The following is an 11,746-nucleotide window of genomic DNA, read 5'->3' on the forward strand; positions in this document are numbered from 1 at the left end:
ATGCCTGCGTTATAGCGTGGGTTACACTTTCTGTATTACAAAGTTTACCAGAACTCCTGACAACAGATAGTAAGTAATTCACGCTTTCTGTTTTTATGAAAAAAGCGTTAGCTTTATTCTGTTGTTGGGAATCTGGTACATTTCTACAATTTAAGTAATACAGAATAAGTTAGCTTATGGGGCAAAGGAAGCGCAATTGTGTCTTCCTTTGCCGTATGCAACTTCTCTTCTAAGAATAAAGACTTCTTCGCTTGTCATTAAAAATGAAATTAATTATTAAATATATTTACTAATATGAAACACTTATTATTTTTATGCTTTACATTATTTAGCTTTGTGGCTTACTCACAAGACCTTATTACTACTAAAAAAGGTGAAGATATTCAAGCTAAGGTCTTAGAAATAAATACTTCTCAAGTGAAGTACAAAAAAACAGATAACTTAGAAGGACCTACCTACACAATTCTTAAATCAGATGTTCTAATGATACGTTATGCCAATGGTTCAAAAGATATTTTTGCTGAAAGTCTTCGTACCATTAAAAAAGAAACAATGGAACCTAAACAAGAAGAAATAATAGTAGAAGTTGAGCAAGACACCATAAAAAAGACTATTATCCAAAAAGGTAGAGAGTTTTATCTAAATGGTCAATTAATTAGTGGAGGAGAAATGAAAAGTTTCCTCTATAAAGATCCTGAAGCTAAGAGACAATGGAAAGGAGCACAAGGCTTCCAAACTGGACAAATTATTTGTTCCATATCTTCAGGCATTTGCCTTACTACAAGTGCTATTATGTTATTAGCAAGTGAAACAGAAAAAAGTAGTGATAGTAAACAAAACGAAATGAATTACAAAGCATCTCTATATCCTTTAGTTCCAGCATTAGTTTTTATGATTCCAGCAGGCATATTCAATGGACAAAAGAAGAAGTTAAGATTAAGAGCTATTGAAACTTATAACCGAAATCAAGAAAAAAAGTTTGGAGTTTCTCCTATTATAGGTACTGATAAAGTAGGGTTAGTTGTACGATTTTAAACAACTTTATAATTTTAAAATAATGAAAAAAGTATTGTACTTAGTATTATGTTTATTCATAGGAGTAAGCACTTACGCACAACAAAAGAAAACAGTAAAAAGGAAAGCTGTTAAAAGTTACACAACAGAACAAGCCGTTGTATATGCAGAAGATTATTTTGAGTTTTACGAAGCCAATACTCCTTATAGGTCTCCTCCAATAGCAAGAAAAATATCCAATAATGTATTCCATATAAAAGTAGAAGTTTGTACTTGCTATCCTAAAAGTTATTGCTATAATGATGATGAACGTGATTGTTGGCAAGCAAAAATATACACACTCACCATAGCTAACGGAGGAAAGTATAGAATGGAAGAAAAGTTTAATAACTATTAATTTAAGAAATAATTTCAGATTTACAGAATTTTAAAATTTAAAACATTATGAAATATATATTAACACTTTTATTTATACCTTTATTTTTGTCTTGTAGTAAAGACAATAAAGATGTACCAGATAATCCTAATAACTACAAAGATTTAGGAATTACATACCACAATATCTTTAAAGAAGAAGATGATAAAAACCTAATTAGATTATCAGATTATGAATTAAAAAGAGCTGATAAATTAAATTATGATAAAGATAATGCTTCTTCTCCTAAATACAGAATAGTTATAGAATTAGATAATGAGAATATAATACTATTAGAATATAGAGATGATATAGATGAAGAAGTTCTTGGAAAAAGAGATTTCTCTGGTTTTTTAGCAACTTATATTAAAACATATAAGTTATATGAAAAGAATAGTGAACAAAACTACGATTTATCAAAAGATTTTTATCTTACATTGAAAAAGCCAATAGGAGAAAAAAGAAAAGTTCATTTTTTATCTTTGAAGCGTGAAATAATGCCAAAGAAATGGTATTATATGATGTATGAGTAATTATAAAAATCTTAAAAAAACAATATAAAATATTTTATTAAATAATTTAATTCCTACAAAAAAATCATAATTAAAGTCTCCAATTTAATTTCTGAATAACCTTATTACCAAAGGAAGCAGCGTGTGCTACTTCCTTTGGTATTTTTTTATTATTGGGAAATTAGTAAATTAGGAAGTAGTGGAAATTAGTTGAAGAATTCCGGAGAGACTCAGGTGGTTCGGACAAGTGGGTTAAGCTGAGAAAGGGAATAAGAGGATTCGGAAGAAAACGGAATTTTTCAGAAGTGAGCTGAGAGAGATTTTAGTGAAAAAAGGCTATAAGGAGGGTGTGCTTAGCTTATAGAGAGCTTATAGGAAGCTTATACGAATCTTGGACGATTGGTATAGAAAGGGTGTATAAAAAGTTGACTCATAGTATAATATAGCGATACAAAAAATGGTAAAAACAGGGTTTCGAGGCGAAAGAAAGAGGAATAGGTGATAGGCCTTAGTCCATAGGCACTAGGGGGAGTATGACGGAAAAGGGAAGTAATGACGAGGGACGAATGACGAATGAAGAGGGACGGGGGCGACGAATGACAAAGGAACAATAGACGAAAAATGAGTATTATTTTTTTGTGAAAGGCAGGTCTACAAAAAATAAGAGTCTATAATAATATACAGTAGATTTGGTTTTAGAAAAGTAACATTCTGTATATTATTTTTATTATTTTTTATATCTTTGCATTTTAAAAGTGATTTTATACGATGAAAAAACGCTTCTTACTACTCCTTCTATTCGGTTTAATGCTCTGTCTTACAAAAGTATGGGGGCAGACACACGTGTCGGGTAAAGTGATTGATGAAAACGGCAACCCCGTGGCTTATGCCAATGTGATTTTTGCAAAAACTACCATTGGAGCTTATACCGACGACCAAGGGCGGTTTTCTCTGTATTCGGAGAAAAGACAGAAGGAATTAGAAGTCTCACTTATAGGATACAACACTAGGAAAATACATTTAGACAAAGACAACACCAAGGATTTGGTAGTGGTATTGGTGGAAGGGGAATTACTTGAAGAGGTAACAGTTGTAGCGAAACCTACTAAGGCACTTTCTAAAAAAGAGAACCCTGCCTATACCGTATTGCAAGGTATTTGGAAGAATAAAAAGAAACGTGGACTGCAAAACGCTACGGCGTATCAGTTTAAAAAACATAGTACAACGGAATTGGGGGTGAACAACCTCGATACCATCTTCTTAAAAAAGGCTTTAGGAAAGGAATATGACACCATCAGGCGTATTCTTTCTGAGAAGAAATACAAAGAGACCTTCTCTCTGCCAATGTATCTCACTGAAAAGATAGAAACGGTTTACGGCAACAATCAGTTGGGGAAAAAGCGAGTAGACATAGAAGCTGAACGTGCTCAAGGGATTGTACAACAAGGTTTTGGATTGGAACGTGTAAGTCAGTCGTTTGACGATTTTGATATTTACGACAATACTTATATGATACTGAACAAGCCCTTTGTGAGTCCGCTAGCGGAGTTTGGTTATGGCGTATATCTGTACGTGCTGAGCGATACGATTCAGAGAGACGACCGCTCGTTCTATCGCATCAACTTTTTTCCTCGTGATGACCAAGATTTAGCATTAGAGGGAAAGTTTGAAGTAGACACTAAGACTTATATAGTGAGTTCGATACAGATGCACACTACGGCTAAAACGAATATCAACTTAGTACGTGGACTTTCTTTTGAAAAATACTTTACCATTGCCAACGACAGTATTTACCTTCCTGAACACGAAATACAAGAAGGAGACTTTACGCTCTTAACGAAGAAAGACGAAGAAAAGGGATTGTATGTAAAGAACTACATCACTTTTTCGGATATTGTTCTCAACAAGCCTAAACCTGCTAATTTTTATGACGAGCAGGTGGTAAAGGTTGCAAAAAATCAGTTTTACAAAGACGATAGTTATTGGGACGCAAATACCTTAGGAGGGGCAGACCTCACTAAAACGAAAGTTCTGATTCGGGAAGTGGGGAGCAATAAACGCATCAAGATGATAGGTGATGTAACCGATATTGTGACGTCGGGCTATATTCCTATTGGCAGTTATATGCAGTTTGGCAGGTTTTGGCAAACTTTCTCGAGCAACAACGTAGAGGGTTTACGGCTAAGAGCCGGCTTTCGTTCGTTCTTCTCTACCGATGACCGCTTCCGCACCTATGTATACGGAGCTTATGGGGTGAGAGACAAAGAGTTTAAATACGGTATCAGTGGTAAATACCTTATCTCTCACAGTCCGCGTATTACCTTTGGAGCGGGCTATCAGAACGACAATTTGCAATTGGGTACCTTTGTGATGCACGACGATACCAAATTAGATTTTGAAAATACTACCAACTTTATCATTGCACGTGGTGAGAACTATTATCTTACTCGCAACAGAAAAGTACAAGGTGTTATTAACTATGATATTGTGCCTAACTTGCAGTTTTCGGTATTTGGCACTTACCAAAAACTCACTTCGGCAAGCGAAGAGAACTTCCTTATTGCCTACCGAAACCCCAAGACAGGCGAGGAAATTCACGAATACGACAACTTTTATACAGGGGCACAATTTACCTTTACCCCCAACAGAAAGGTATTTGGCTATGGGGTGGAACAGCGTTATGGCAAAAAGCTCTTCCCGATGTATACCCTTAAATACTCCAAAGGCGTAGACGGTGTATTAAACAGTAAGTTTGATTACGACAAAGTACAAACGATACTCTATAAACCAATTCCGCTTTTCGGGTACGGTATTTTCCACGCTACGGTGGAAGCAGGGAAGGTATTCGGTACAGCACCTCTGATAGCACTAACCCCTACTCCTGCAAACCAATCGTATTCATCAGCTCCTAACACTTTTGCGCTTTTAGATTACTACGATTTCATTACCGACACCTATATCAATGGATATTTTGAGCATCATTTTGATGGTTTCTTGTTCAACCGCATTCCTTTCTTGCAAAAAACACGCTTTAAGAGTTTAATATTTGGACGATTTGCTTACGGAACACTCTCTGACAAGAACAAACAAGCTAATATTACCAATATTATATTCAATTCACCTGAAAAACTGTATTGGGAATACGGATTTGGGATTGAGAACATAGGGTTAGGAAACTTTCGCTTTATACGAGTAGATTTCGTATGGCGCAACGATTTCAATGATGTGAATGGGGTGCGTAATCCTAAGTTTGGCGTACGGATTGGGATAGTACCATCGTTTTAGGTAAAAGGTAAAAGATAAAAAGGAAAAGGAAAAGCGAGCGAAGGCTCACAGTTGGGTATGTGAGCAAAAGGCAAAAAGTAAAAAGTAAAATAGATACTTTCTAATGAAGCAACAAAATATAAACAACTTAGTTCGGTTAGGAGAACTACTTTCTAAAACCGAACAATTCAACGATATATTTGATAAAGCAGAACAGCAGAACAGTTGGTTTACACGTGCTAATGTAATATTTGCCTTCAAATCGTGGAGTGAAGCCCTCAGCGAAAACAATGTACAACAATGGTTGTCGCAATATCAATTACCACAAACTACTTCGCCTAAAAAAATATTGATTATAATGGCTGGTAATCTGCCTTTGGTAGGCTTCCACGATTTGTTGTGTGTATTGGTAGCAGGACATAAGGCAATAGTGAAGCTCTCCAGCGACGATGGCGTACTACTTCCCTACCTTATAAAACAGATGAAGGCTTTTGCCCCTGAATGGGCAGAAGCGGTAGCTTTTACAGATGATAAAGTAACTGAATACGATGCCGTAATAGCTACGGGTAGCGATAATACCGCACGCTATTTTGAGTATTACTTTGGCAAGAAACCCCATATTATAAGGAAAAACCGCCATTCAGTAGCCGTACTTACAGGTGAAGAAACACCTGAGGAATTGCAGGATTTAGGTAAAGACATCTTTTTGTATTACGGCTTGGGTTGCCGAAGTGTTTCTAAACTATTTGTACCCCAGGGTTATGATTTCGACCTATTATTTCAGGCTATCTACCCATATAAAGACATTATTGAAGAACAAAAATACGCCAATAACTACGACTACAACAAAGCCGTTTACCTAATGAGCTTGTATAGACTACTCGAGAACGGTTTCTTACTGCTGAAAGAAGACGAACATTACGGTTCACCTATTGCGACTCTTTTCTATGAATATTACACCAATAAAGAAGCCCTAAAAAAGAAATTAGCAACCGACAGAGAAAAGATACAATGTGTAGTAGGTCATAATTTTATAGATGGAGAAATACCCTTCGGGCAAACGCAGACTCCTAAACTATGGGATTACGCCGATGGTGTAAACACGCTTACGTTTTTACTAAATTTGTAACAACTAAATAAAAAGAATTGTTTACATAGAAAAAACACAGATTAACAACCTACTAACTATAAGACACTTAAGAAATAATTTTATCGTTTTAGTAAAAAAAATGTTCAAAAATATTGCAGGTATAAAAAAAAGTAGTACTTTTGCCACCGCATTAAAGGAGAAGTAGTACTTTAATAGTAGAATGGTCCGTTCGTCTAGGGGTTAGGACGCAAGGTTTTCATCCTTGTAACAGGGGTTCGATTCCCCTACGGACTACAAGCATATATTAAGTTTTTTGGATTAAACAATAATTTTCAAGGTCCGTTCGTCTAGGGGTTAGGACGCAAGGTTTTCATCCTTGTAACAGGGGTTCGATTCCCCTACGGACTACTAAATGCAACTATTAGAAGTATCTTCAAAAGGAAAGGTACGGCGATAAAAATAAAACTAATAAAGGAAAATGGCAAACCATAAATCAGCATTAAAAAGAATCAGAAGAAACGAAGCAGCTCGTTTACGCAATCGTTATCAACACAAGACGGCTCGTAACGCCGTGAGAAAACTACGCGCTTTGGAAAATGTAGAAGAAGCCAAAGCTCTTTTCCCTAAAGTAGTTTCGATGATTGATAAACTTGCTAAGAGAAATATTATTCACGCTAATAAAGCGGCGAATTTAAAGAGCAGTTTAGCTAAACATATTAACAAGTTAGCTAAATAGTCATTTAGGTTTTAGATTTATCACTAATAGCCAGATTTATGTAAGTAAGTCTGGCTTTGGTGTTTTCAGTAATACAAGAGGTTATGAAGTACAGATTTTATATATTATTCAGTTTATTAACGTGTTTCATTTCGTGTAATGACGACAAAGAGACTAACAAAACAAGGCAAGTGCACAAAGTTAAATCAATTGACTTTGAGGAGTTCAAATTGATAGATCTTACCCCTAAAGCTCAAGAGGATATGAAGCATTGGAAGAGTTTTCAATCGCTGATGCAGGTGATTGTTTCGATGGCTCCTGCCAAGATTAAAAACACAGATGATTTAATGCTCTCAAACCCCGATAGCCTCTTGGTGTACAGTAGACTGTACCCTATCAACTCTAAAACTGAAAACATCAATAGCTTAGTAGAACGTGATTGGCGAGCTCCCGCAGAGGCTTCGAAAGACACTGTTTTTAGGTTTGAAAAGAAAAAGAACAATGAGGTAGCCTCTTTACAATGGAGTAGATTTTTGGTAGCAAACATTCCTTATACTTTTTCTGTAGTTTTAAAAAAAGTAAACTATCCAAAAGTAAACCTAAATTTCTCAGAGTCCAACAGCGATGAACTATCGGCAACCTTTGCATTAGATACACTTAACTCCTCGACAAGCAACGTAAAAAAGACCGCCCTAGAAGACGATTGGAACAGATATCAGATTACTTTTTCACCTAAAAAATCAGCTCCTTACACTATAAAACTTTCCTTAGATGAGAATGCTAAAGAGAATGACAATGTAATTCTGTATCGTTCTGTTTTAGAACTTCCTGCTAAATACTTTCACAAAGTAGGACAGTATTCAGACAAGATTGTGGGGGAACATTCGGAAGTAGAGAGCTCTTATTATTCAGTATTCTTTTGGTTGGTACAGATAGAAGATGCTTTACGAGAATTACTCAGCGATGACGCTACCTTCCCTGAAAAGATAAATGTTCCTACTGTAAAGGCACGTCTTAGACTTTTCCAAACACAGATAAAAGCTTTAGCTGACAATGTAAAGAACAATCCAGATTTTAAAGAAGAAGAGCTCAAAAGCAATATTTCGCTATTAGGACAAACGTTTAACAGTGTGATTGCGCGTATCAATAACATCTACGGAAACGACTTAGAAGAACGAATGAAGTTTATTGGTACACAAGACACCGATAGCATACCTAAATAAACCTTATTAATTTTATCATATGAAACGAATACTAATTTTATTTTTCTTTGCACTGACCACACTGTATGCACAAGAGTACGAAGTAACAGGTACTGTTACTGATGACGCTAAAGACCCATTACCTGGTGTTTCGATAGTAATTAAAGGAACTACCCAAGGTACTCAAACTGATTTTGATGGTAAATACACTATCAAAGTAAAGAATGGTGATATCTTAGAGTTTTCTTATATAGGAATGAAAATCAAACAAGTGAAAGTTACTGGACAGAAGATTATCAATGTAGTTTTAGAAGAAGATAATGTTACACTTCAAGAAGTGGTGGTAACAACAGGTTATGTAGGTAAACGTAATAGAAAAAAAGATAAACAAAAGAAAGCTGTTACTTATGACATTTATGAACCCTCTCGCGAAACTTATAAAGCGATAGATGAAAGTGGCTTTAAAAGTACAGCTACAGATCCCGTAACTACTTTCTCTGCCGATGTGGATAAAGCTTCCTACAGCAATGTGCGCCGTATGATCAACTATGGGCAAAAACCTGATGAAGATGCAGTACGCATAGAGGAACTTATTAATTATTTTGATTATAACTATACACCTCCAGCCGAAGGTAGTAAAGCACCTCTCAATGCTACAACAACGCTAAGTAGCTGTCCTTGGAATCCTGATAATTATTTGTTGCGCATTGGATTACAAGCAAAGAAAATAGATCTTACCAAAGCGCCACCTTCTAATATAGTGTTTCTAATAGACACCTCAGGTTCTATGGACTCACCTAACAAGATGCCGTTGCTAAAAGCATCGTTCAAATTGCTTTTGGATAATTTACGTTCAGAAGATAGGATAGCGATTGTAGTTTATGCGAGCCAAACAGGAGTTTTACTGCCTTCCACCTCAGCTAAAGAGAAGAAAAAAATATCTAAAGTGATAGACGATTTAGTAGCTAGTGGGTCTACTGCAGGAGGAGCTGGATTGCAAACCGCTTACAAAGTAGCCAAAAAGAACTTTTTGCCCAAAGGCAATAACCGTATTATCTTAGCAACCGATGGCGATTTCAATGTGGGAATTTCTTCACGTGATAAGTTGCAACGTTTGGTAGAAGAGGAACGTAACAATGGTATATACATTTCGGTATTAGGCTATGGTATGCGAAATTACCGTGATGATATGGCAGAGACTATTGCCGATAAAGGAAATGGTAACTATGCTTATATCGATAATCTTACCGAAGCCAAAAGAGTATTAGTGAATGAATTTGGCGGTACATTTTACACCGTAGCTAAAGATGTGAAATTGCAGTTAGAATTCAATCCCCAATACGTGAAAGAATACCGATTGGTAGGCTATGAAAACCGTGCCTTAGCCAATGAAGATTTTGAAGACGACAAGAAAGATGCTGGTGAAATAGGTGCTGGGCATACCGTAACTGCTTTATATGAATTGGTACCTGCCAAAGGCGCTACAACCGATGGGTTGCGCTATCAAAAACAAGTAGAAAAAGGATTTGCTAACGAATTAGCTTTCCTCAAAATACGCTATAAAGACCCTATAGTAAAAGATGCTAAAAGCGTAGAAGAAAGCACTCCTATCCCTTTTACACTTACTGAGTTCGCTAAAACAGATGATGATTACCGCTTTGCATCAGCCGTAGCTGAATGGGGAATGCTCTTAAGGAACTCTAAATATAAAGCTAAATCCTCATACTCTCAGGTACTTGACTTGGCTAAAAACGCTATAGGTAAAGATGAGGAAGGCTACCGAAAGGAGTTTATCCGATTAGTGGAAGTTTCGGAGAAACTGAAGTAATGAGCTAATGAAAGCCTCACCTCACTTCACATACTCTGCTCTCGCAGACTTCTCCAAAGGAGAGGAAACAATTCATAAAAACGAGTATTTACGGAGCAAAATTGTTCTAACGCTAAGCTATATAATAAAATTAATCTTTATGAAGTATTCAATGACCTTAGGGATACTTTTGCTTGTAACAATTACAGCAAAATCCCAAACGCTCGCCGAGCGTATCAACGCTAAAAATGTAACTTTAATAGATGTGCGTACTCCAAAAGAATACGCCGCGGGGACTGCTGAAGGAGCCATTAATATTCCTTTGGAAGAGATGGGTGCCCGATGGCAAGAACTAAAAGGAAAAGAGAATATTGTCCTCTTTTGCCGTCGCGGTATACGCGCTGGTAAAGCGCAGGACATTCTTAAAATGCACAACATTACGGCTGTGAATGGCAAAACAGTAGAACACGTAAAGTCGTTACAGAAAGTAAACTTAGCCGATAAGCTCACTTTTAAGACTGATAAACCTACTACTTATTTTGTAAAAGATGGTAAAAATGTGAGACAAGTAGCCATAGCTTTAGGTGAAGGAGGAGTGCTGAAAAAACACACTACCAGTATCCCTGCAACCCTTATTATGGTGAAAGGAACTGTACGTTTTCTTATCAATGGAGAAGAAATTGTGCTCAAAGACCTCGATACCTATCAAATACCCGTAGATGTAGAACACGAAGTAATAGGAGTAGAGAAAGAAAATGTATTTATAGTTACTAAGGGGGATTAATCAATTAGCTATTTAGAAGATATATAACTTTGCCAAAGCTCGTAGCACCAAAGACAATTAGAGTTTTGGCAAAGTTTTTTATTACTTTTTACCTAAAAAGCAAGGTTATCAATCAATCTTACTCCCTCGGCGTGTACTACTATAAAAGCACGGTAGTCTTTACCTGCTTCTTTTTTGGTAATAGATTGCAAAGTATGTGCATCGGTAATGGTAAAATACTCTAAGGTGAAGTCGGGCTGTTGAGCAAAGACTCCTTTTACCCACGCTTCTACTTCGGCAGGGCTATGAGTAGCAAAACGTTCTTTGGCAGCGAGTAGAGTGCTGTAAATAATGGTAGCACGCTGTTTCATTGGCTCGCTGAGGAGAGCATTGCGGGAGCTGAGAGCCAAACCATCGGCATTGCGCACGATTGGGCAAGGAACAATGGTTACTGGCAAGCCCTTTTGTCGCACCATTTGCTGAATAATAAGCAGTTGTTGGTAATCTTTTTCACCAAAATAAGCTCTATCGGGCATTACAATCTCAAAAAGTTTTTTAACAATCGTGCCTACACCATCGAAATGACCAGGACGAGAAGTACCTTCCATCACTTTGTCTAATCCTGCAAAGTCAAAAGGTTCAGCGACTACTTCTTCGCCATAAATATCGGCTACGGTAGGGGCAAAAATAAATATCTCTTTACTGAACTGAGCAATCTTCTGAGCATCGGTTTCTAAGGTACGCGGGTATTTCTGCAAATCGGTAGGGTTGTTAAACTGCGTAGGGTTCACAAAAATGCTCACTACCGCTATATCATTCTCTTGTTTAGCTTTTTTTACGAGCGATAAATGTCCGTCGTGTAAAGCGCCCATAGTGGGCACTAATCCAATTGTTTTTCCTTGATTTTTAAGGGTTTCCAATAGGTTATGGAGTTCCTTTTGGTGTGTGTAAATCATCGGTATCA

The 11,746-nt window shown here is 36.7% G+C and carries 10 protein-coding genes and 2 tRNA genes; 11 read left to right on the plus strand and 1 reads right to left on the minus strand.

Annotation, left to right across the window (positions count from 1 at the left end; translation table 11 throughout):
- Positions 1-294: 294 nt before the first annotated feature.
- From C3V44_RS04870 to C3V44_RS04925, 11 genes are all read left to right on the plus strand, one after another.
- Positions 295-1,035: a hypothetical protein gene (locus tag C3V44_RS04870; RefSeq protein WP_106095724.1), complete on the plus strand. Its 741-nt coding sequence runs from the start codon at positions 295-297 to the stop codon at positions 1,033-1,035.
- Between the two features lie 22 nt (positions 1,036-1,057).
- Positions 1,058-1,411 (plus strand): hypothetical protein, encoded by a 354-nt coding sequence (locus C3V44_RS04875; protein WP_106095725.1) that lies wholly within the window; start codon positions 1,058-1,060, stop codon positions 1,409-1,411.
- A gap of 47 nt (positions 1,412-1,458) precedes the next feature.
- Positions 1,459-1,962, plus strand: coding sequence for a hypothetical protein (locus tag C3V44_RS04880; protein ID WP_106095726.1), 504 nt, complete (start codon positions 1,459-1,461; stop codon positions 1,960-1,962).
- Positions 1,963-2,709: 747 nt separating this feature from the next.
- Positions 2,710-5,226, plus strand: coding sequence for a DUF5686 and carboxypeptidase-like regulatory domain-containing protein (locus C3V44_RS04890; RefSeq protein ID WP_106095727.1), 2,517 nt, complete (start codon positions 2,710-2,712; stop codon positions 5,224-5,226).
- A gap of 103 nt (positions 5,227-5,329) precedes the next feature.
- Positions 5,330-6,334: an acyl-CoA reductase gene (locus tag C3V44_RS04895; RefSeq protein WP_106095728.1), complete on the plus strand. Its 1,005-nt coding sequence runs from the start codon at positions 5,330-5,332 to the stop codon at positions 6,332-6,334.
- A 183-nt stretch (positions 6,335-6,517) separates the two neighbouring features.
- Positions 6,518-6,589, plus strand: a tRNA-Glu gene (locus C3V44_RS04900).
- Positions 6,590-6,631: 42 nt separating this feature from the next.
- A tRNA-Glu gene (locus C3V44_RS04905) sits at positions 6,632-6,703 on the plus strand.
- 70 nt (positions 6,704-6,773) lie between these two features.
- The gene (gene rpsT / locus C3V44_RS04910) at positions 6,774-7,031 is read left to right on the plus strand and encodes a 30S ribosomal protein S20 (RefSeq protein WP_002670974.1); all 258 of its coding nucleotides are present in this window, start codon (positions 6,774-6,776) and stop codon (positions 7,029-7,031) included.
- 83 nt (positions 7,032-7,114) lie between these two features.
- The gene (locus tag C3V44_RS04915) at positions 7,115-8,233 is read left to right on the plus strand and encodes a hypothetical protein (RefSeq protein ID WP_106095729.1); all 1,119 of its coding nucleotides are present in this window, start codon (positions 7,115-7,117) and stop codon (positions 8,231-8,233) included.
- Between the two features lie 19 nt (positions 8,234-8,252).
- Positions 8,253-10,040 carry a VWA domain-containing protein gene (locus tag C3V44_RS04920; RefSeq protein ID WP_106095730.1) on the plus strand — a complete coding sequence of 596 codons (1,788 nt, stop codon included), beginning with the start codon at positions 8,253-8,255 and terminating at the stop codon, positions 10,038-10,040.
- A gap of 139 nt (positions 10,041-10,179) precedes the next feature.
- Complete coding sequence (locus C3V44_RS04925; protein WP_106095731.1) at positions 10,180-10,803, plus strand: rhodanese-like domain-containing protein; 624 nt, start codon at positions 10,180-10,182, stop codon at positions 10,801-10,803.
- Positions 10,804-10,895: 92 nt separating this feature from the next.
- Here the strand turns inward: C3V44_RS04925 and panC are convergent, their stop codons facing one another.
- Positions 10,896-11,738, minus strand: a complete 843-nt coding sequence (gene panC, locus C3V44_RS04930; RefSeq protein WP_254425477.1) for a pantoate--beta-alanine ligase — start codon at positions 11,736-11,738, stop codon at positions 10,896-10,898.
- Positions 11,739-11,746: the final 8 nt, after the last annotated feature.

This window comes from Capnocytophaga sp. oral taxon 864 (genome assembly GCF_002998835.1).
Lineage (GTDB): Bacteria > Bacteroidota > Bacteroidia > Flavobacteriales > Flavobacteriaceae > Capnocytophaga > Capnocytophaga ochracea.

What these genes read in the sequence shown, in the direction of transcription:
- C3V44_RS04895 (WP_106095728.1), top strand. Translation starts at nt 5,330, where the DNA reads ATGAAGCAACAAAATATAAACAACTTAGTTCGGTTAGGAGAACTACTT.
- C3V44_RS04875 (WP_106095725.1), top strand. Translation starts at nt 1,058, where the DNA reads ATGAAAAAAGTATTGTACTTAGTATTATGTTTATTCATAGGAGTAAGC.
- C3V44_RS04915 (WP_106095729.1), top strand. Translation starts at nt 7,115, where the DNA reads ATGAAGTACAGATTTTATATATTATTCAGTTTATTAACGTGTTTCATT.
- C3V44_RS04925 (WP_106095731.1), top strand. Translation starts at nt 10,180, where the DNA reads ATGAAGTATTCAATGACCTTAGGGATACTTTTGCTTGTAACAATTACA.
- panC (WP_254425477.1), bottom strand. Translation starts at nt 11,738, where the DNA reads ATGATTTACACACACCAAAAGGAACTCCATAACCTATTGGAAACCCTT.
- C3V44_RS04870 (WP_106095724.1), top strand. Translation starts at nt 295, where the DNA reads ATGAAACACTTATTATTTTTATGCTTTACATTATTTAGCTTTGTGGCT.
- C3V44_RS04890 (WP_106095727.1), top strand. Translation starts at nt 2,710, where the DNA reads ATGAAAAAACGCTTCTTACTACTCCTTCTATTCGGTTTAATGCTCTGT.
- C3V44_RS04920 (WP_106095730.1), top strand. Translation starts at nt 8,253, where the DNA reads ATGAAACGAATACTAATTTTATTTTTCTTTGCACTGACCACACTGTAT.
- C3V44_RS04880 (WP_106095726.1), top strand. Translation starts at nt 1,459, where the DNA reads ATGAAATATATATTAACACTTTTATTTATACCTTTATTTTTGTCTTGT.
- rpsT (WP_002670974.1), top strand. Translation starts at nt 6,774, where the DNA reads ATGGCAAACCATAAATCAGCATTAAAAAGAATCAGAAGAAACGAAGCA.